Origin of the sequence: Pseudomonas sp. AOB-7, from assembly GCF_003696305.1 — a bacterium.
In the GTDB taxonomy this organism is placed as follows: domain Bacteria; phylum Pseudomonadota; class Gammaproteobacteria; order Pseudomonadales; family Pseudomonadaceae; genus Aquipseudomonas.
The window spans coordinates 422595-441419 of the sequence record NZ_RFFK01000004.1; the positions used below are offsets into that span (position 1 = coordinate 422595).

An 18825-nucleotide genomic window follows, 5' to 3' on the forward strand; every position below is an offset into this window, starting at 1 on the left:
ACGAGGACCACGACATGAACAACCAACGGCTTTCCGAGCAGGGCCTGGACCTGCTGTTCCGCCAGGCACGCAGCCAGAACGGCTGGCGCGACCGGGCAGTGGACGACGAGACACTGGCGGCGCTGTACGACCTGGTGCGCTGGGGACCGACCAGCGTCAACAGCTGTCCGGCACGGATCGTCTTCCTGCGCAGCGCCGCCGCCAAGCAGCGCCTGCTGCCCGCCCTCAGCCCGGGCAACGTGGGCAAGGTCCTGGGCGCGCCGGTGACCGCCATCATCGGCTACGACGCCAACTTCCACGAGCAACTGCCCAAGCTGTTTCCGCACAACCCGGAGGTCCGCGACTGGTTCGCCGGGCAGCCCGAGCTGATCGAACCCACGGCCCTGCGCAACAGTTCGTTGCAGGGCGGCTACTTCATCCTCGCCGCCCGTGCCCTGGGGCTGGATTGCGGCCCCATGTCCGGCTTCGACCATCAGTTGGTCGACCGCGAGTTCTTCGCCGACGACGGCTGTTTTCCCGGCATGCAGGTGAAAGCCAACTTCCTCTGCAACCTGGGTTACGGCGACCCCGACAAGCTGTTCCCGCGCAGCCCGCGGCTCTCCTTCGAGGAGGCCTGCCTGCTGCTCTGAGAACCCGTGCAAAGCCATTGCTTCAATCGATCCACCTGGCCCGCTGTATCGGCTGCGGCCCCGCCGCTCCCGACCACCCGCCAGGCCAACAAGAACAAAAGGAGAACACCATGTGGCATCAATCGCTGCTGTCCGTCGGCCTGACCGCTTGCCTGGTCATCGCCCAGAGCCTCCCCGCCCAGGCCGGGGAAACCTTCAAGCTGAATGTCGGTGCCAGCCACCCCACCAGCCTGCCCTGGGTAGGTGTGATTCCCGAGCACTTCATTCCCGAAGTCAATCGCCGGGTCGAGGCCCTCGGCAAGGGCTATTCCATTCAGTGGAACGAAACCTACGGCGGCCAGCTGTACAAGGCCAATGCCACGCTGAGCTCGGTCGCCGACGGGATCGTCGACATAGGCTGGGTGTTCAGCAACCTCGAAGGCTCCAAGCAGCCGCTCAGCCAGGTGACCATCTACACCCCCGCCGTGAGTGACGACCCGCAACTGGTCATGGCGGTGTTCAACGAGCTGAACGAAACGCTGCCCGCCCTCAAGGCCGAATGGGAGAAGAACAACCTGGTGTTTCTCGGGGCCTGCAGTGGCGACCCCTACCACCTGTTCACCACCTTCCCGCTCAACTCGGTGGCGGATCTCAAAGGCCGCAAGATATCGACGCCCGGCGTGCTCGCCTCATGGATGCGCGGCACCGGCGGGGTCGCGGTGCAAGGCGCACTGCCCAGCTACTACACCGACATCCAGACCGGCCTCTCCGAGGGCGCGCTGTCTCTCACCTCGGGCGTGATGGGCATCAAGCTCTATGAGGTGGCGCCCTACGTCACCAAGGTCAACCTCGGCTCGACCTACTTCGGCGCCCTTGCCATCAACAAGGACAGCTGGAAGCGCCTGCCACCAGAGGTTCGCCAGATTCTGAAAGACGTCGGCCGCGAGTATTCGCAGAAAATGGGCGAGGCCGTGCTGGGTCTGTATGCGCAGGGCATGCAGCAGATGCAGGCCAACGCGACCAGCAGCCAGCCGCCACTGGTGATCAGCGAGTGGACCCGCGAACAGCGCCTGGCCTGGATCAGCCAGATGCCCAACATTGCCGCCGAGTGGGTCCGCGACAACGAGGCCAAAGGCTTGCCCGCCCGCGAAGTGCTGAGCGCCTACATGAATGCCATGCGTCAGCGCGGGGCACAGCCGCTGCGCAACTGGGATCAGGAACTATGAGTACCTTGAATCCCCGGCAGATGGTCGCCGCGCCCGACCAGACGGCTATCGGCCATGCGGCCAAGCGCAAGCCCTCGCTCTTCGCCTGCCTGGTCGACGGCCTGAACGGCCTGGGCTCGCTGCTGATCTTCGCGATGATGCTGCTGATCTGCGGCGACGTGGGCGCACGCTGGCTGTTCAACCAACCCATTTACGGGGTCGCGGAGATCGTCTCGCTGACCATCGTGGCGATTGTCTTCCTGCAACTGGGCAGCACCCTGCGGCACCAGAGGATGGCACGCGCGGACATCTTCATCGATGGCTTCATCGCGCGCTCACCCCGTCTCGGGCACCTGCTGCAGGCGCTGTTCAACCTGCTCGGCCTGGCCGCTTGTGGGGCCATGTTCGCGGCGACGGGGCCGCTGCTGCTCGCCGCCTGGAGCGAAGGCGAGTACCTCGGCGTCCAGGGCCTGTTCACCGCCCCGATCTGGCCGATCCGCCTGATAGTACTGATCGGCGCGCTGGTCACGGCCCTTCAATACCTGCTGCATCTCATTGCCGACTGCCGAGCCTGCCTGGTCGTCGGCAAGGCACAAGAGGAGTAACCGCGCCATGACACCTATTGAGATAGGCCTGCTCGCAATCGCCCTGATGCTGGTGGCGATCTACCTTGGCATGCATATCGGCATCGCCCTGATCATGATCTCGTTCGGTTGCGTGGCGGTGCTGCGCGACCCGGAAATCGCCACCCGCATGGTCGGCGCGGCGGTCAACGACTCGATCAGCGACTACCTGTTCGGGGTGGTGCCGCTGTTTGTCCTGATGGGCATGCTGGTGGCCATCTGCGGCGTCGGCAAGGACTCCTTCGACGTCGCCGAATGGCTGCTGCGACGGATTCGCGGTGGCCTGGGCATGGCGACTGTCGGCTCGAACGCCACGTTCGCCGCCATCACCGGCGTCAGCATCGCCTCGGCTGCCGTGTTCACCAAGATCGCCGTGCCGGAAATGATGCGCCATGGCCACACCGCGCGCTTCTCGGTGGGCGTGGTCGCCGCCAGCTCGATCCTCGGCATGCTGATTCCGCCCAGCCTGCTGCTGATCGTCTATGGCGTGCTGGCCGAAGAGTCGATCGGCAAGCTGTTCATCGCCGGCCTCATTCCTGGGCTGCTGCTGACGTTCCTGTTCTGCCTGCTGATCGTGCTGATGACCCGCTACTGGCCGAGCTTCGTCGGACAGTCGCAGGTCGCCGAGGGCCTGCGGAACACGGAGACCGTCGCCTCGGCGAGCAAGAAGGCGCTGCCCATTGCCACACTCATTCTGCTGGTGCTGGGTGGCCTGTACAGCGGCGTGTTCACCCCCATCGAAGCCGGCGCCGTGGGCGCGCTGGGGGCGTTCTGCCTGGCGCTGGCGCGGCGGCGCTTGACCCTGGCGAAATTCTGGCAGGTGCTGGTCGAAACCGGGCACGTCTCGGTGGCCGTGCTGTTTCTGATCATGGCGGCCAGCCTGTACAGCCGGATGCTGGCGATGACGGGGCTGCCGGGTGGCATTGCCGAATTGATGAGCGGCCATGCCCTCGGCCCCTACCAGTTTCTGCTCATGTACATCGCCGTGCTGCTGATCTTGGGTTGCATCCTCGATTCGGTATCCATCCTGCTGATCCTGGTGCCCATCGCGCTACCCATCGCCCAGGCCTTCGGCATGGATCCGATCTGGTTCGGCCTGATCACCGTGGTGGCGGTGGAGATCGGTCTGATCACGCCGCCGTTTGGCATCTCCGTCTACACGGTGAAAGCCGCCCTGGATGATCGCAGCATCAGCATCAAGGACATCTTCATCGGCGTGCTGCCCTTCATCGGCTGCATGTTCTTACTTCTGGCCCTGATGATCGCCATACCCGGCATCAGCACCGCACTGGTTCGTTGACCCCCCCCACAAGAGAGCGCTTTACATGAACAACAAGAAAATTGACAGTCGGGACATTGTGGAACTTTGCCGAAACAAGGGATTCCTCGCCAAGCAACTGTTCTCCATCAGCACCCATTCGGCCGGCAACCTCGACAAAGTGATGGAACATGTTGAAGAACACCTGGCTTTTCAAGTTGAACTCGAACGCGAAGGCATCATGTTTGCGGCCGGCCCGATATTTGCCGATAACGGCAGTGCCTGGCTCGGCGAAGGGCTAGTGATCGTTCGCGCGGCATCCCTGGCCGATGCCGAACGTATCGCCGCCTCCGACCCCATGCACCGCAGCGGCGCGCGAACCTACTGCGTCCGTCCCTGGCTGGTGAATGAAGGCAGCATGACCGTGCGCGTCAGCTACTCAACCGGCCAGTGCGAAGTCCTCTGAGCCCCCTTCGACTGCGCCAGCGTGCCCATGGGAGATGCCTGAATTGACCGAGCAAAACCTCGAACTGCTGATAACGGAGCTGGAAGCCCTGCGCCACCGGGCCATGTGCGAGGCCGACAGCGCCGCGCTGGAACAGCTCTTGGCCCCTGATCTGCTGTATATCCATTCGGATGGTACATGCGATGGCAAACAGGCCTATCTCCAGGGTCTGCGCTCACAAAAATGGCGCTACCAGAGGATCGAATGCCACGCACAGGCTGTTCGTATCGAAGGCGACTGCGGCGTGGTCAGCGGACTCATGCAGATGAATGTCGTGATCGCCGGCCAGGCCCTGGCCATGACCAGCCGCGCCCTCGGCGTCTGGGCAAAACGCAGGGAGGGCTGGCAATTAATTGCCTGGCAGGCAACTCGATTAGTTTGATGATTTAACGCTTCGCGTAATTCCAAGTCATACGAACTTGAATGACGCGCGATTGATAGCAGCCAAACAACGTTCAGTTTAAACCAGGCACTACTTGGGCAACGCCCAGTTACCTGGCCGGGACTTTATTTTTCGGAGATTACCCATGTCCACAACTTTGCAGCATTACATCGATGGCCATCTGGTCGAAGGCCGCAGCGGGCGCTTTGCCGATGTCCGCAACCCGGCAACCGGCCAGGTCAGCGGCACGGTGCCTCTGGCCACAGGCAGCGAACTCGACGCAGCGGTGGCGGCAGCCCAAGCCGCCTTCCCAGCCTGGGCGGCTACCACCCCGTTACGCCGTTCGCGGGTGCTGAACCGCTTCAAGGAGCTGCTGGAGCTAAACGCCGAAAAGCTGGCGGCATTGATTACCGCGGAACACGGCAAGGTGCATTCCGACGCCTTGGGCGAGGTGGTGCGCGGCCTGGAAGTCGTGGAATTCGCTTGCGGCGGCCCCCACCTGCTCAAGGGAGAAGTCAGCGAGAACATCGGCAGCTCGATCGACTCCCACTCGCTGCGCCAGCCGCTCGGGGTCGTCGCCGGCATCACCCCGTTCAACTTCCCGGCCATGGTCGCCCTGTGGATGTTCCCGGTGGCCCTGGCCTGCGGCAATACCTTCGTGCTCAAGCCCTCCGAGCGCGACCCGTCGGCTGCCTTGTTCCTCGCTGAACTGTTGCAGGAAGCGGGCCTGCCCGCCGGCGTGTTCAACGTGGTCAACGGCGACAAGGAGGCGGTGGACGCGATCCTCGCCCACCCCGACATCCAGGCGGTGAGCTTCGTCGGCTCCACCCCCATCGCCCGCCACATCTATGCCACCGGCGCGGCCAACGGCAAGCGCGTGCAGGCCCTGGGCGGCGCCAAGAACCACATGGTGGTGATGCCCGACGCGGATCTCGACAAGACCGCCGACGCGCTCATGGGCGCGGCCTATGGCGCCGCCGGCGAGCGCTGCATGGCGATCTCCATCGCCGTGGCCGTTGGCGATGCCACCGCCGATGCATTGATCGAACGCCTCGCCCCCCGGGTGAAGGCGCTGCGGATCGGCCCGGGCACCGACCCCCAGGCGGAAATGGGACCGCTCATCACCCGCGAGCATCGCGACCGCGTGCGCAGCTACGTCGACATCGGCGTCGAGGAAGGCGCCAGCCTGGTGGTCGATGGCCGCGAATTCCGCATGCAGCGACTGGGATTCGAGAACGGCTTCTACCTCGGCGGCAGCCTGTTCGACCAGGTCACCCCCGAGATGCGCATCTACCAGGACGAGATCTTCGGCCCGGTGCTCGGCGTGGTGCGGGTGAAGACCTACAAGGAGGCGGTCGAGCTGATCAACGCCCACCAGTACGCCAACGGCACCGCCATCTTCACCCGCGACGGCGATTCGGCGCGCATGTTCGCCCACGAGATCCAGGTCGGCATGGTCGGCATCAACGTCCCCATTCCGGTGCCCATGGCCTTCCACAGCTTCGGCGGCTGGAAGAACTCGCTGTTCGGCGACCACCACATGCACGGTCCCGAAGGCGTGCGCTTCTACACCCGCCTGAAGACCGTCACCTCACGCTGGATGAGCGGCATCCGCGGCGGCGCCGACTTCGTCATGCCGACCATGAAGTAAGCAACCGGCAGCCACCCTGCCCCCTCGGCGCCCGGAGGGTTCCCCTCCGGGCGCCAGTCAACTCGGAACCAGACCTCGATGAACACACAACAATTACAAAAACGCTTTTGCAAGGTACTGATCACTGGCACGCTCGGCTTGGCCGCGGGCGCCCAGGCCATGGACTGGAGCGACACCTTCGTCGGCTTCCGCTACGGCGAACACTTCACCGAACCCGCGGTGGGCAAGAAGGTCCAGAAGGAGATCTATCAGCTCGGCCATGCCAGCGGCTATTCCCATGGCCAGCACATCTTCAATCTCGACATCCTCAAGTCCGACGCCAACGACCCGAAGAAGGACAGCGACTCCGGCGCGCTCGAGGCCTACCTCGTCTATCGCCACCAGCTGTACCTGAGCAAGGTCTTCGACCGTTCCTTCGCCTTCGGCCCGGTCAAGGAAGTCGCCTTCAGCAGCGGCTTCGAACTGAACTACAAGAACACCGACTTCTCGACCCGCAAGCGCCAGGTTCTGCTGGGCCCGACCCTGAAATTCGACGTACCGGGCTACCTGGACCTCAGCCTCTTCTACTCCATGGAGTGGAACCACTGCGGGCTGCCCGCCTGCCAGACCGAGAACATCCAGTTCGATCCCTACTACGTCGTGCACCTGGCCTGGGGGCTGCCCTTCGAGCTGCTGGACGTGCCGTTCAAGTTCCATGGCTTCGCCAGCTACAAGACGGAAAAGGGTGAGGACTACTTCCGCCGCGACACCGGCGAGGAAAGCCTGATCCGCACCGCCCTGATGGTCGATGTCGGCAAGCTGGCATTCGGCCAGAAGAACAAGCTCTGGTTCGGCCCCGGCTATGAATACTGGCGGCACAAATACGGCGCTGTTAACAAACCTGGGGTCAACACCTATGCCCCGACGTTGCATGCCGAGTGGCATTTCTAGAGCGGCAACTTCCGGGAGGTGGCGGGGATGGTGCGAGCCAGGCGCCATCCCGGTCACTCTGGCGCAAACGCTCGGAATCGCTCATGGCGGCGACGCCATCTGCGGCGACTCTGCGTGCGGAAATCGGATGCGGGTCGCCAGGCTAGGGCCAATCCAGGACAACTGACTTGGCAGCCCTGCCCCCTCATTACTCACGAACATCGCGGAAGGCCAATATAGAGCCTGGGTTTTCGAGCTTAGGCGCTAAGGCGCTCCTGTCATTGTACTCAGGCATCGAGCTCCCTCGGGCCTTAAGCGCGGCCGACTCGGAGGTGAGAGGTTGTCAACATGTAGATGACTCCTCAGCCCTGACATTTTCAACGGTTGGTGCGCTTACGAAACTGTCCCGGGGCGATGTCGAACATCTCGCGGAAGCGCCGCTGAAAATGCGAGGAGGTCACAAAACCGCTGGCAATGGCGACTTCAAGCAGGGGTTTATTAGTGTACTGCAGCAACTGACGCGCGTGGGTCAGCCGCAACTCCAGGTAGTAACGCGGTGGCGTCGCCTTCACATGTTGGCAGAACAGGCGCTTCAGATGGCGCCTGGAAATGCCCGCATACTGCGCGACCTCGTCGACCCCGATAGGGTCTTCGATATTGCTGTTCATCAGCTCCAGTGCGGTTTTCAGCGATTGCGGCAAAGTCGGGTCGATATCGATCGAAACCACGGAAACGTCAAAGGTTTCGCGCATCTTGTCGCAACTCAGCACCTCCTCCACCGCGCTCACCAGTTCCTGCCGCGTGCCGCGGCGCACCACCTTCAGCATCATGCTCAAGGAGCTGTTGGCCCCTGCGCAACTGATCCGCCGCCGGTCGACCACATGCGAATGCCCCGTCACTTTTACCTTGGTAAACAGCTCGGCCATCATCACCCAGCCATCGGGATGAAAGGCGCACTCGTAGCCGTCCAGCAGCCCCGCCTCGGCGATTAAGTAGGCGCCGTTCCACAGGCCGCCAAGCATGGCGCCGGCGGCGTCGGCCTGGCGCAGCTTGGTTCTGAGCAGGGGATCGGCCTGCAGCTGCACGCGAAAACCGCCGCAGACCAAGATCAACTGTTGCTGGCGCTCCTGCAGGTCGGCCAGACGGAAACCCACTCGATCATCAACAAGCCTCCCGAGCCCGCTTGGCTTAAGGGATAGGCTGAAATTGAAATGGGCATTACCGTCACCTCTACCGTCAATCGCGCAGAGCTTTTACTGACGCGGGAGATAGATCGATTTGTGGGGCGACGGAACTGGCAACGCCATCATCAATCAGCCTTCATATTATCCGCACCCCGCCCCCGGGACGAGCCCGAACATGCCGTCGCCGAATCAGGGGCCGAGGAGTTACCCGTCCTCAATCTCACCTACGCCACAGTAGGTTGCCATCCTGAAACCCTCGGGCTAGAGTGCGCCCGTCGTGGTCAATCCCACGACCGGGTGTAGCAACCCGGGATACCAAGATGCGGCAGCGTCATAGCGTGTAGCCAGTGCCCCGGCACTGCGTTACCGCGTCTCTATGGTGGGCCGTACGGGGCAGGCTTTTGCCTGGCCGGTTCCCTTGGTTCCCGGGTTGCTACCCCCGTGCGGTCCGCCTCCATATTGTGTAGCAACGATTGGTGGCGGCTCCTTAATCGAACCAAGGAGCATAAGGAAAATGCGCTACCCCTTTTTTACCCGAGAGCTCCGCCTTGGGCTGCTGGTCTTGCTGTCCACCTCTGATCAGGAGGTGTGCCATGGCTGAGTTCGAATCCTGCGTCGTACCTTTTCCGCTGCAGCGAAGCCCGCTGCATGAATCCGAGCGCTCTCCCCACCCCTCTGAAGCTGCGGCTGAACTACGCGGCGTAATGCTCAGCAATCTGCTGGATCAACTGGCTGAACCTGATGGGCTGCAGCCGGCAGATCTACGCGTACGGATCGCCGCATATTCAGCCTTGGATCTGCTGGACGAGATGGTGGTGCTCTATCGCCGCGCTCTCTCCGAAGTACGAGGAGGTGCCAGATGAGCAAGGGCGTTATGACGTGCCTGCCACCTCACGATGGCCACCCAGGTGTCGAAATCATCTGGGCTGCCGACTGCAGGGAAGCGTTCAACCAGGGCGTGAAGCTTGCCCAGAACTGGCTCGACAACGCCCGCAGCGGCTGGCTCTGGGCAGTCATGATCGCCGAGCGTGACTTACTGCCATGTGCGATAGAACGAAGAGCCTTCGAAGTGGGCTTCCTCAGCCGGGTCCACCAGCGCATATGCTCTCACAGGTGCTGCGGCCAGGCGGCTAAACCTGTTTCCTTGGAACTGTAAAGCGGATGTTCGCGAGCCGGCCTTGCCGGCTCGCGCTAACCTTCACATGCCGTCAAATTTTGGGGACGCCCCGATAACGCGGGCGCCCTAAAACAGGCCGAGAACGGCCACACGAGGACAGCCCCCAATGCGCTGTGGTTTGTAGAACTCTACGGCGGCAGAATCTATCGACTGAGCCCTCTCCTCACCCACTGAGCGCAGTACAGCCAGCCGATACAAAGAGGCAGGTCGTCTGCGTACACAAGCATGCTGGCTGCTATCTAGATCGGGTGAATTTCATTACGAATCTCTTTGATACTAGCAATTGCTGCTTTTGCAGAACTCAATGCCTGTAGTGCGCTGTCTATTTCCTGCCCCGCCTCCAAGAGAGATAGAGCGCAATCAATGCTTTCTTCTGCCATGGAGATGAGGGTGTTTATCTTCGCATGAAGTATACGATGTTTTCTTACAAGAACCCTGCTAGCGCGATTTAACCCAAGCAGCACAATTAAATAGGTGGATGGCCCTTGAAGAGGATAAAGAGTTCCTGCTAGCTCAACTTGAAAGTACTGGTGTCTATCGCACCGAAATGGATCTATAAACCCTACTGCACCGTCGTGAGTGGCTGTTGTACTCGTCCCGACAGGCCAATGAGAAGATTTATTTCTGTTGCATTTCCCGCATGATAACACTAAATTGTTAGGATTATTTTTTAGGTCGGGAAAGTGCTCTTGAGGGCGAAAATGATCAAGAGCAAAACCTTCGTGCCCATTTTCCTCTAATGTGACATCACAGTAAACGCATCTATTTTGACAGTCCGCATGAATTACTTCACTGTATGACGCATAAGCGTAGAAGTCGCCACAGGCCTTGGCTCTATAGTTTTCGGTTCGAACAATTTGGGGGAAGAATAGGTGCTTCATATTTTTTTAGAGAGCCCACTTTCTATTTGAGAAATCCTTTCCTCCAAAGCCTCAAGTTTCTTTAGCTTTTCCTCGCTAATTATTTCTTCCACTTCGAATGAAGAGTCTCTTAGATAACCCAGCTCTTTGAGTTCCTCCTTTTCGTCTTCAGCTAACTCTCCTCTTACAGATTTTCTTAAGAGCAGCTCAAAGCGTACATTCCGATTACCCATGATTTCTAGGTACGAATCTATTCTACGAAGTATCCTAGCGCCAACTACATGTTTCTTAGCGGAAAGATCCTGCTTATTCAGAATATCCTCGACTTGCATCTCCCCTTCCAGCAGCTCTTCAGAGTCAACAAAGCTGGTGAGTATATAGATGGGCATTTTGTTATTTAAGGTACGAAGGTACGCCGCAAGCTCAATACCGTAATACTGCGCCACGCCAGATTCTTTAAGCTGCTCATCAAGGATAATGGCTACTACGCTTGGATCCTCAACTAAAAAACTCATATCACCCACATGAGGTTTTGGCTCGACCCCGAAAACCTCAGGGACTCCCTCCCCCTTGGGAAAACAGTCCTGAAGCATCAAGGCATACGTTTCGCGCTGATCTTCATTTTCATCGACGAATAGTATTTTCATTCTTGAACTCCGGACTTTGCAAGTGGCACTTTTATTAGGAATCGAGCCCCGCCCAGCGCTCCTTTATTAGCGAGTTCAATTGTTCCGCCAGAGTGCTCCTCCACAAAAGTCCTGACAATAGAAAGCCCCATACCCGTTCCTACTGTGTCACCTCTCTGGTTGCGCTTCGTAGAGAAAGTCGCTTTGAAGATATGCGACTCTACTCCTGCCTCAATACCGCAGCCGCTGTCTTCGAAGAAGACTATGCAGTTACCATCATCCACGGCGACAGTTATACGAATTTTCCTTTCGCTTGCTGGCGTATCCTGTAATGCCCAACAAGAATTAGTTATTAGGTTAGCAAATATGCTTTCCCAATCAATTTCGAATGCTTTTATTAAAGGCGGCAAAGGACTAGACAGCACTAATTCCGCAGTTGTCTTCCTATTGGCCAGTACATCTTCGAAGCTGTTGATTACATTTGAAGCGACAGTCGCCAGGTTAAATGTCCTGCGAGTCCTTTTGTCTCGCCTAACGTTACCTAGAGAGAAATTTCCGAAAATTTTTATGTAATTGAGCGATTTCTCGATCTGGTCGAATCTTTTGTTTGCAAACTCAACAACGTCTACAGGCAGCATGAAAAAGCCATCATTGACTCTAGTTCTGAGCAGTGAGCCATTGGTAATTGCATTGGATATGGCTGCGAGAGTTTCATGCCCAAATGAGACAGATAGAATTCCAAGCGACGCCAAATTTGCCAGCGTGTCTTTCTCTGCTTCCAGTTGATCAACTTTCTCTTTGACACGCGCAGTGCGCTCACTTTCTTCGCTCAAGGTCGCTTCGATTTCTTCGAGCTGCTGCTTGACTTGAACCTGATTTGATTCTGATTTGATTCGCTTGATAGCCTCAATTACGTCTTTATATGTATTGAAGCTTTTGTCAACATGCTCCGACAACCCAACCACTAGTGGTCTTTTTTCTTTTTCTTCCTTGGCCTTGGTTTGGATATGCTTCTCGAAAAGCTCAACGCACTTTAAGGCAAACTTGCGCAATTCAAAGTAGGCTGGTGTCTCTGTCAGGCCTTCTCGGTTAGTCTGATCAACAAGATTGGGGTTCTGATTACGCCCAATGAACACTGCGCCTACTACCTGGTTATAGCCTATACGCCAGTTGTCCATAGTTATACTTTCCGGGTTGATGACCCGGCGCATGGCTAATCCCAGCCAGTCCCCTTCGCCACTAGGGTCGCCATAGGGTTTGACTCGGAAATGATCCCTATAGATCCTGACGCCTTGGTTACTCTTCAGAAAGCCTCTAATGTCTTTAGGTTTGAATTTGTCAGTATTTATCTCTCGACTAGCTATATTTCTCATGAAATACAAAGTAAAGCTTAACGGTCCGCAGCGAGGTACTTTTTCCCCTCCCGGCATCCAGCTTTCCCAACTAACAGGGATCGCTGGCTCACTCAACTCTCCATTTCCATCATATATTGAAACAAGAACTTCATTACTAGCAGAGATCGATGACTCCAGCCGCCACTCTGCCGCTTCAAGAAAGTGCTCGGAGGAAACAAACCCGTCTAGACTAGGAAACCTACCATTTGTATTGAATTTTACCTTAAAGTCTAGATTCTTTGAAAAAGGAGAAACAAGCAGCGAAAGCTCCTTCCTAAGTTCTTCTAAGAACTCCTCACCCCAAGAATCTTTTAGCCCTGTCAAGACGTATTTTGAGCCTTTCCCTTTATCATTCATAGGAAAGTTTATACTAGGCATAGTGCACCTATCTATCTCAAACACATCATGCCTGATACTGTCTAACTCCGCGCTCTTTACTTGATTATATTTATCCCAATTTACATCTACCTCATAAATACTCTTGCAAGCCTCAGTCTTTGTATAAAGCTTCAAGTTATTGCACAGCCGGTCAATACCTAGGCGCCCCAGTCCTTTGGCACCGGTATAGACGCGCTTTTTATTGCTTAGCCCCAATTCACTCTTATGGGTTGTACCTATACGCATCCACTTTGTGAGCAAGAGAGTTTTATCCATACCATCACCGTCATCAGTGATGGTTAATTTAGGAGTCTTAGTATCCAGCCCTTCAAAGGATATCTCAACAATCTCTGCATCAGCATCATAAGCGTTTTTAACAAGCTCACTGATAGCCACTAACGAACTAGATATACTTTCACGACCTAGCTGAATTGCGACTCGAGCCTCCACAGTGAATGGGTGGTCGCCTATCTTCTTTCTAGTTTCCATCAGCCGCTCCCCCTATGGGAATTCCTTTAACTACACCCACTGTTAGATGCCTGCATCTAATTTTTTCATTTATATAATTATTTACATGCTCAGTTCTAAAAAAATCTAAAATTCTCTGACAAGAAAGCAGGCTTCGATCTTTTGGCGCGAGTATTATGATATGGTTCTCGACCGCTACAAGCTCTGAGCAGTTAACCACAGTACCAACTATTCTATATTTATCTTTAGGGCTTGAGGTGCGCCTAATAGCCACAAAGGGTGGCTGTGCTTTTCTTCCGGCGTGGCAGATTCGCTCAGGTAGTAAGTCCACGGTTTCCCATGCTGGAAGAATCTTTGCGTGCGCAAATGGCGCCTCTGTACCAATAACTTTGTCTCTGTGAGGTACAACCGGACCAACCGAAACATCAAACTTTTCCATCAATAAGGTGATGGGCGAGCTCTTTGCTGCCACCTGCTCGACAATGACCTCTTCTTGAGCATATTTTATTTTGCCTTGCAAAATAAAAACATCAACTTGGACTCCAGGCTCGAAGCTTCCGAATGTTTCCATTGTGCAGTCAGCTGTTTTCAATAAACGACTGCGCCATTGTGCATACCTTGTCCCGCTACGAAGAACATCAGGTAAAATGCCTAAAAACCTACCACTGGCGGGTAGTATTTCAGCAGCATAAACAACAAAAAGTGATGCGGCATTAAACCTACCCGAGGTCCAGGCAATCTCGCCACTTGCATCTATGTGACAGAAGGGAGGATTCATTATTACCCCTCCAATTTTTCCGCAATAGGACTTGTACTCCTTTAGAAAGTCTCCGACCTTAACATTAGAAAGTATTGATAGTATTTCACCGGGAGTCTTCTCGCCAGATGGTACGGCTCCTTTGCTCAGTGCCAATTTTACTAATTTCTTCCTGGCGATCTTTACAAAGCTTTCGTTTATATCTACTCCGTACAGCCTGGAGTTCCACTCTGACAATGTAACTTCTAAACTTGGTGATATTTCGAAGGTTTCGGCCAACGCTACAAGTAAATTTCCTGACCCACAGGCTGGGTCGAGTATCGCACCGTCGCCCAAAGAGTAGCTAAATTTCTCTACTGCTAGCCTTGACAATTCGGCAGGTGTAAAAAAAACTCCTTGATGCTTTCGCTCTACCGGGCTTAGCTCCATTAGAGCAAGCACTTCATCATTGTCTAGGCAGGATAAACCCAGTTGCTGATATAGAGGCGATTCAGCGGCACAAGAGTAGTCAAACGCATTACTAGGAGCAGTGTTAGTAGGACTATTATGACTATCCACGCTAACCAGGCGCGGATCCTCTACAAATACATTAATGCTCAATCTACTTGCTCCGTCCTAGCATGGAGGCTTGGGACTGTCTCAGAAAATCGAATCTCCATTCCCAATACAGCGAGTACCGCTAGTAGTTTTCGAGCTCCAAACTCAGCAGCACGACCACGCTCAAATCTGGAAAGAGACTCTTGGGTTATGCCGGCTTTCTCGGCGACCTGTCCTTGTTTGACGCCCAAGGCGTGCCGGCGCTGTGCTACCGCTTCTCCCAGCTGACTCAAGCTCTGCATTACTCGTTCCATGCTTCTTTTGATTTATAAATCAAAAATTTAACTGATCTTTAGCTGCAGTGCGAGCGGCATTTCCATCAGATTGGGCCGGAAAAAGCTGCACCGCTGCAGCTTAGCGATTGGGTCAGGCTTCTTTGAGGAGCGCTACTACGTGCTGGATAGGCCCTTCTGCTCTGGAGGCCTCCAGGTTCTAAAGACGGCCTTCTAAGTCTCTGCGGATCAGTCTGCTTTTGGTCGCCTCCGGCCAGTTGTCGACTGACGAAACACGCATGCCATCCCCCCCATGGTGACGCTTTCCCTGCTCCAAACGCAGGGGTTCTTGCCCCCTCAAAATCAATAAAAATAGACGGTTTCCACCCGACCGCTGCGCTGGGTGGAGCCTCCGCGATTTTTCCTGATTTTTTCACGACCGCCTTAGTCGCCCTAGTCGGCAGGGGTTCATGCGCAGCGCAAGCGCAGAACCCTGAAGACGAAGGAGCGAAAGTCATGAGCGAAGAAATCAGGATCTACGTTGCCGACCTGGCCGCCTACAACGCCGGTCACCTGCATGGCGTCTGGATCGATGCCACCCTGGAACTGGACGACATCCAGGCGCAGGTCAGTGCCATGCTGGCGGCCTCGCCGGTCGAGGGTGCGGAGGAGTATGCCATCCACGACTTCGAGGGCTTCGACGGCTACCGCCTCGGCGAGTACGAGGGCCTCGATAACGCCCACGAGATCGCCTGTTTCATCGAGGAGTACCCCGAGTTCGGCGGCGCCCTGCTCGCTCACTTCAACGACCTGCAGCAGGCGCGCAAGGCGGCCGAGGAAAATTACTGCGGCTGCTACAGCTCGCTGGCCGACTACGCCCAGGAACTGACCGAGGAAACCACCAGCATTCCGCAGCACCTGGCCATGTACATCGACTACCGCGCCATGGCTCGCGACATGGAGTACAACGGCGACGTGTTCACCCTGGAGACCGGCTTCGAGCAGGTGCACGTGTTCTGGAATCGCTAACCCAGCGGAAGGCACCAGGGCGACCCGGTGCCTGTTTTTTGCGCCCCTGCCCTGCCGGCCACCCGCGCGCCCCACCCGCAAGACTGATGCAAAGTCGCGCGCAGCCAGCGATCAGACTGCTGCAGCCGCGTTGTGCCGCCTGCTGACTAAGACGATTACGGTCTTACGGTTTTACCCAAATCCGGCGATCCGTATCCACGGAATTACGGATTGGTGGGGACGCGGATTTACGCTTTTACGGATTTACGGAAAACCGTAGAACCGCACCTTCGGAGACTGCAGCCACTCACGCCACGTGCCGCCCGTTGGGCGAGACTGCGAGACGCGAGTTCGCACACGAACAGGCCAGGGGCTACCAATGAGGCCCGCCTGTTCACCCTTGAGTCACGCTCAACGACAGCGGCCAGAAACGCCTCCAGAGCCCCTTAGAAGGCTCCAGCCGCTTTACCACACCTGCGCCCTCCCCCAAGTCACCTGAAGCACCTCAACGCGCTCCTGGACCGTTTCCGGCAAGCGCGCACAGGCCCGGAGGGCGACCATCGGCGCTAACTCCAGCACGAGAATGATGCGCCGCAGATCGTGACGCCTCTCCTGAGCGCAGTTATCTCGAGCCTGCCCGCACCCAGCTCCGGGATCGGCGCCAACCCCAGCCTAGGAAACCGATGAAACATCGCAGCGCTTGCACCCTAGGCGACCGGGTCTCCGGCGCGTGCCGTAAACGGCACGGGGATAACTTCGGGAAAAGCTGTGAATCGCGACGTGCTTTCAGGCGTACGCCGGCCCGTGCTATCAGGAGCACGCCGCACGTGCCATCAGGCGCACGAACTCCTCTGCAGCCCACGGCTGGCGTGGCTTTCAGCCTCCCTTAACTTAACTAACTTAAAAGCTCTAACTTGTTATTGGGGCCGCGCCCAATTGTGGACAGGTGCCGAACGGGGCGATTGGGCCGGGGAGAAACGGCCATGATCGTCGCCCTGCTCAACCAAAAAGGCGGGGTGGGCAAGACCACCCTAGCCACCCATATCGCCGGCAAACTGGCCCTTCGCGGACAGAACGTCATCTTGCTCGATGCCGACCCGCAGGGCTCGGCGCTGGACTGGACACAGCAGCGCAGCCAGCAGGGCTTGCCCAGGCTGTTCAGCGCCGTCGGCCTGGCGCGAGACGCTGCACCAGGAGGCCCCGGAGCTGGCTCGTCGTGCCGATCACGTGATCATCGACGGGCCACCGCCATCGCCTCCCTCGCCCGCTCGGCGTTGCTGGCGGCAGATCGCGTGTTAATCCCGGTGCAGCCCAGCCCCTACGACCTGTGGGCCAGCGCGGAGATGGTCAACCTGATCCGCGAAGCGCAGGTGTTCAGGCCCACGCTGCGCGCGGTATTTGCCATCAACCGCCGCGTCAGTACTAAGGTGATCGGCCGAGAACCACGCAGCGCCCTGGCCGACCAGCCGCTGCCAGCGCTGCAGGCCGACGTATGCCAGCGCATCGCTTTCGCCGGGAGCGTGGCAGCCGGTCGCCTGGCGTGCGAACTGGCACCGGACAGCGTCGCCGCGCGCTAGGTCAGCAGCCTGATCGACGAGCTGCTGAAGTGGTCGCCATGAGCGGCAAACGCATCGGTCTCGGTGCACATCCGCTGGCCGATCCACGGGCCGAAGTCTGGGTACGCCAGGGCGCTATCATCGACAACGGAAAGGTCGAACGCTACAGCACTCGGCTGACTCTAGACGTGACGCCAGCACTGCGCACGCGCCTCAAGCTGGCGGCCTTCGCCCCCGGCGTGACCATGGCGAAAATACTGCGCGAGGTGCTAAAGCAGCAGGCCACGTCATGACGCTGGGGACTCACCAGGCATGGCGACCGCTGACACTACTCGCAGGCAGCATATTCGCCTTGGGCTGGGCAGCACTCGCAACGTCGCCACCACGGCAGGTCTACAACCTCCTATAACGTGCCTGCCGGCTGGTATCGCACTTCGCCGGCCAATTCATTGGGGCCTGGCGATCTGATGCTGGTTCACCTAATGCAATGGCTGGCAGCACGGCTTCCTGCTGGCGAAGGCACCGTTGTTGGAGGCTGTGGCGACGATGGTGCCGCAGCACGTTTGCATACAAGGTCGTCAGAGACGATACGCATCAATGGCGTCCTAGCTGCCAGACGCTTGGGGGTGGTAACGACAGCGGCGCGCGCTGCCAGTCTGGCAGGCCTGTCGGCGCCTGGCTGGCGCTGAAATACTCCTGCTCAAGCGCACCAACCAGAAGTCATTCGACAGTCGCCACTTCGGCACAGTGTCTGTCGATGAGATGATCGTTCGGGTGCAGCTCTTGTGATCGGGCTCAGGTCTATGAGCTGTCCAATATCGCGTCGATCATGATATCGATAGCGTATGCTCAGACTGCGTATTCAAGCAGCGCGGAGCTGCAGATACGTCTGCCCTCGGCTGCCGCCCAGCGACGTCGAGGTCCTTAGTATCCCCCAACCTGATTACCCTGCTCAGGAGCACAAAGGCACGGAAAAAGCGGAGGGCAAGATAAAAGGGGGCGGCACTTCGTTGGCCCGGAAAGCAGTCTGCACGGGGGTTGGAGACGGCACCCATTGATCGCATCAGCGTGCCGTATATGCCCCATAGCAGCGTCATCGCTGGCGCTGTAGCGTGCCTAATGCGCTGCACTACGATCCACTTAGAGAGCTGCTTGAGCAATAGCGCTGCGAGCAGGATGTGAATCGCCCCAGCTGCGCAGCTTTTTGCTCACCAGTACGGTGACTTTCAGCGACTTAAATCCCTGTAAGCGGCGTCTTTTCTAGGCTATAGGTCTTTGCGCAAAAACTTGCACAGCAGTGCGCAATTTGTTGCGCAACAATCTGTGCGACGCCGCTCAATATGACCATGCACGCCTACCTGGTCACGACAAGCTACTGATTTTATTGAAATTAAATTAATTGGCACGCCACTCGCTATAAGCCTGGCTCCCGGATCATTCACGATCCATGACCCAGGCAAGGAGAGC

Annotated in this window: 20 protein-coding genes; 14 read left to right on the forward strand and 6 right to left on the reverse strand. The window is 57.5% G+C overall.

Going from position 1 to position 18825, the window contains the following annotated elements; translation table 11 throughout:
• Nucleotides 1–14: 14 nt before the first annotated feature.
• The 8 genes from EA796_RS10910 (at nucleotide 15) to EA796_RS10945 (ending at nucleotide 7162) form a co-directional block, all read left to right on the forward strand.
• Nucleotides 15–629 carry a malonic semialdehyde reductase gene (locus tag EA796_RS10910; RefSeq protein ID WP_122108632.1) on the forward strand — a complete coding sequence of 205 codons (615 nt, stop codon included), beginning with the start codon at nucleotides 15–17 and terminating at the stop codon, nucleotides 627–629.
• A gap of 110 nt (nucleotides 630–739) precedes the next feature.
• Nucleotides 740–1834, forward strand: coding sequence for a C4-dicarboxylate TRAP transporter substrate-binding protein (locus tag EA796_RS10915; RefSeq protein ID WP_122108633.1), 1095 nt, complete (start codon nucleotides 740–742; stop codon nucleotides 1832–1834).
• A gap of 5 nt (nucleotides 1835–1839) precedes the next feature.
• Nucleotides 1840–2418 (forward strand): TRAP transporter small permease subunit, encoded by a 579-nt coding sequence (locus EA796_RS10920; protein ID WP_158603096.1) that lies wholly within the window; start codon nucleotides 1840–1842, stop codon nucleotides 2416–2418.
• 7 nt (nucleotides 2419–2425) lie between these two features.
• Complete coding sequence (locus tag EA796_RS10925) at nucleotides 2426–3736, forward strand: TRAP transporter large permease (protein WP_122108635.1); 1311 nt, start codon at nucleotides 2426–2428, stop codon at nucleotides 3734–3736.
• Nucleotides 3737–3761: 25 nt separating this feature from the next.
• The gene (locus EA796_RS10930) at nucleotides 3762–4160 is read left to right on the forward strand and encodes a YciI family protein (protein ID WP_122108636.1); all 399 of its coding nucleotides are present in this window, start codon (nucleotides 3762–3764) and stop codon (nucleotides 4158–4160) included.
• A gap of 34 nt (nucleotides 4161–4194) precedes the next feature.
• Nucleotides 4195–4581: a nuclear transport factor 2 family protein gene (locus EA796_RS10935; protein ID WP_122108637.1), complete on the forward strand. Its 387-nt coding sequence runs from the start codon at nucleotides 4195–4197 to the stop codon at nucleotides 4579–4581.
• 145 nt (nucleotides 4582–4726) lie between these two features.
• Nucleotides 4727–6232, forward strand: a complete 1506-nt coding sequence (locus EA796_RS10940; protein WP_122108638.1) for a CoA-acylating methylmalonate-semialdehyde dehydrogenase — start codon at nucleotides 4727–4729, stop codon at nucleotides 6230–6232.
• Nucleotides 6233–6310: 78 nt separating this feature from the next.
• Nucleotides 6311–7162, forward strand: a complete 852-nt coding sequence (locus EA796_RS10945) for a hypothetical protein (RefSeq protein WP_122108639.1) — start codon at nucleotides 6311–6313, stop codon at nucleotides 7160–7162.
• Nucleotides 7163–7518: 356 nt separating this feature from the next.
• On the opposite strand, the gene EA796_RS10950 is transcribed toward EA796_RS10945, so the two are convergent.
• Nucleotides 7519–8295: a GlxA family transcriptional regulator gene (locus tag EA796_RS10950; RefSeq protein ID WP_305955989.1), complete on the reverse strand. Its 777-nt coding sequence runs from the start codon at nucleotides 8293–8295 to the stop codon at nucleotides 7519–7521.
• A gap of 623 nt (nucleotides 8296–8918) precedes the next feature.
• On the opposite strand from EA796_RS10950, the gene EA796_RS10955 reads away from it, so the two are divergent.
• Together EA796_RS10955 and EA796_RS10960 are read left to right on the forward strand one after the other, a co-directional pair.
• Complete coding sequence (locus EA796_RS10955) at nucleotides 8919–9188, forward strand: hypothetical protein (protein ID WP_092377142.1); 270 nt, start codon at nucleotides 8919–8921, stop codon at nucleotides 9186–9188.
• On the forward strand, nucleotides 9185–9481 hold the full coding sequence (locus tag EA796_RS10960) for a LasR-specific antiactivator QslA (RefSeq protein WP_122108641.1): 297 nt from the start codon (nucleotides 9185–9187) through the stop codon (nucleotides 9479–9481). Before EA796_RS10955 ends, EA796_RS10960 begins: the two co-directional genes overlap by 4 nt.
• Nucleotides 9482–9741: 260 nt before the next feature.
• On the opposite strand, the gene EA796_RS23710 is transcribed toward EA796_RS10960, so the two are convergent.
• From EA796_RS23710 to EA796_RS23715, 5 genes are read right to left on the reverse strand one after another with little or no spacing between them, the layout of a single operon-like run.
• Nucleotides 9742–10383, reverse strand: a complete 642-nt coding sequence (locus EA796_RS23710; RefSeq protein ID WP_122108642.1) for an HNH endonuclease — start codon at nucleotides 10381–10383, stop codon at nucleotides 9742–9744.
• Nucleotides 10380–11009: a hypothetical protein gene (locus tag EA796_RS10970; protein WP_122108643.1), complete on the reverse strand. Its 630-nt coding sequence runs from the start codon at nucleotides 11007–11009 to the stop codon at nucleotides 10380–10382. The genes EA796_RS23710 and EA796_RS10970 overlap by 4 nt, the downstream gene beginning before the upstream one ends.
• Nucleotides 11006–13249 carry a sensor histidine kinase gene (locus EA796_RS10975; RefSeq protein ID WP_122108644.1) on the reverse strand — a complete coding sequence of 748 codons (2244 nt, stop codon included), beginning with the start codon at nucleotides 13247–13249 and terminating at the stop codon, nucleotides 11006–11008. Before EA796_RS10975 ends, EA796_RS10970 begins: the two co-directional genes overlap by 4 nt.
• The gene (locus tag EA796_RS10980; RefSeq protein ID WP_122108645.1) at nucleotides 13239–14585 is read right to left on the reverse strand and encodes an N-6 DNA methylase; all 1347 of its coding nucleotides are present in this window, start codon (nucleotides 14583–14585) and stop codon (nucleotides 13239–13241) included. The genes EA796_RS10975 and EA796_RS10980 overlap by 11 nt, the downstream gene beginning before the upstream one ends.
• Nucleotides 14582–14836, reverse strand: coding sequence for a helix-turn-helix transcriptional regulator (locus EA796_RS23715; protein ID WP_122108646.1), 255 nt, complete (start codon nucleotides 14834–14836; stop codon nucleotides 14582–14584). The genes EA796_RS10980 and EA796_RS23715 overlap by 4 nt, the downstream gene beginning before the upstream one ends.
• Before the next feature lie 474 nt (nucleotides 14837–15310).
• Between EA796_RS23715 and EA796_RS10990 the strand changes: the two genes are divergently transcribed.
• The 4 genes from EA796_RS10990 to EA796_RS23435 all read left to right on the forward strand — a co-directional run bounded on the left by EA796_RS10990 (nucleotide 15311) and on the right by EA796_RS23435 (nucleotide 18147).
• Nucleotides 15311–15823: an antirestriction protein ArdA gene (locus EA796_RS10990; RefSeq protein ID WP_122108647.1), complete on the forward strand. Its 513-nt coding sequence runs from the start codon at nucleotides 15311–15313 to the stop codon at nucleotides 15821–15823.
• Nucleotides 15824–16785: 962 nt separating this feature from the next.
• Nucleotides 16786–17379 carry a ParA family partition ATPase gene (gene parA / locus EA796_RS10995; protein WP_256679204.1) on the forward strand — a complete coding sequence of 198 codons (594 nt, stop codon included), beginning with the start codon at nucleotides 16786–16788 and terminating at the stop codon, nucleotides 17377–17379.
• Between the two features lie 38 nt (nucleotides 17380–17417).
• Nucleotides 17418–17651, forward strand: coding sequence for a hypothetical protein (locus tag EA796_RS11000; RefSeq protein WP_122108648.1), 234 nt, complete (start codon nucleotides 17418–17420; stop codon nucleotides 17649–17651).
• Nucleotides 17652–18054: 403 nt separating this feature from the next.
• Nucleotides 18055–18147 carry a hypothetical protein gene (locus EA796_RS23435; RefSeq protein ID WP_256679206.1) on the forward strand — a complete coding sequence of 31 codons (93 nt, stop codon included), beginning with the start codon at nucleotides 18055–18057 and terminating at the stop codon, nucleotides 18145–18147.
• Nucleotides 18148–18825 lie beyond the last annotated feature (678 nt).

Coding starts and splice junctions, on each gene's coding strand:
- EA796_RS10935 (WP_122108637.1), top strand. CDS start 4,195: ATGCCTGAATTGACCGAGCAAAACCTCGAACTGCTGATAACGGAGCTG.
- EA796_RS10940 (WP_122108638.1), top strand. CDS start 4,727: ATGTCCACAACTTTGCAGCATTACATCGATGGCCATCTGGTCGAAGGC.
- EA796_RS10930 (WP_122108636.1), top strand. CDS start 3,762: ATGAACAACAAGAAAATTGACAGTCGGGACATTGTGGAACTTTGCCGA.
- EA796_RS11000 (WP_122108648.1), top strand. CDS start 17,418: ATGAGCGGCAAACGCATCGGTCTCGGTGCACATCCGCTGGCCGATCCA.
- EA796_RS10910 (WP_122108632.1), top strand. CDS start 15: ATGAACAACCAACGGCTTTCCGAGCAGGGCCTGGACCTGCTGTTCCGC.
- EA796_RS10975 (WP_122108644.1), bottom strand. CDS start 13,249: ATGGAAACTAGAAAGAAGATAGGCGACCACCCATTCACTGTGGAGGCT.
- EA796_RS23715 (WP_122108646.1), bottom strand. CDS start 14,836: ATGGAACGAGTAATGCAGAGCTTGAGTCAGCTGGGAGAAGCGGTAGCA.
- EA796_RS10970 (WP_122108643.1), bottom strand. CDS start 11,009: ATGAAAATACTATTCGTCGATGAAAATGAAGATCAGCGCGAAACGTAT.
- EA796_RS10925 (WP_122108635.1), top strand. CDS start 2,426: ATGACACCTATTGAGATAGGCCTGCTCGCAATCGCCCTGATGCTGGTG.
- EA796_RS10990 (WP_122108647.1), top strand. CDS start 15,311: ATGAGCGAAGAAATCAGGATCTACGTTGCCGACCTGGCCGCCTACAAC.
- EA796_RS10955 (WP_092377142.1), top strand. CDS start 8,919: ATGGCTGAGTTCGAATCCTGCGTCGTACCTTTTCCGCTGCAGCGAAGC.
- EA796_RS10945 (WP_122108639.1), top strand. CDS start 6,311: ATGAACACACAACAATTACAAAAACGCTTTTGCAAGGTACTGATCACT.
- EA796_RS10915 (WP_122108633.1), top strand. CDS start 740: ATGTGGCATCAATCGCTGCTGTCCGTCGGCCTGACCGCTTGCCTGGTC.
- EA796_RS10960 (WP_122108641.1), top strand. CDS start 9,185: ATGAGCAAGGGCGTTATGACGTGCCTGCCACCTCACGATGGCCACCCA.
- parA (WP_256679204.1), top strand. CDS start 16,786: ATGATCGTCGCCCTGCTCAACCAAAAAGGCGGGGTGGGCAAGACCACC.
- EA796_RS23710 (WP_122108642.1), bottom strand. CDS start 10,383: ATGAAGCACCTATTCTTCCCCCAAATTGTTCGAACCGAAAACTATAGA.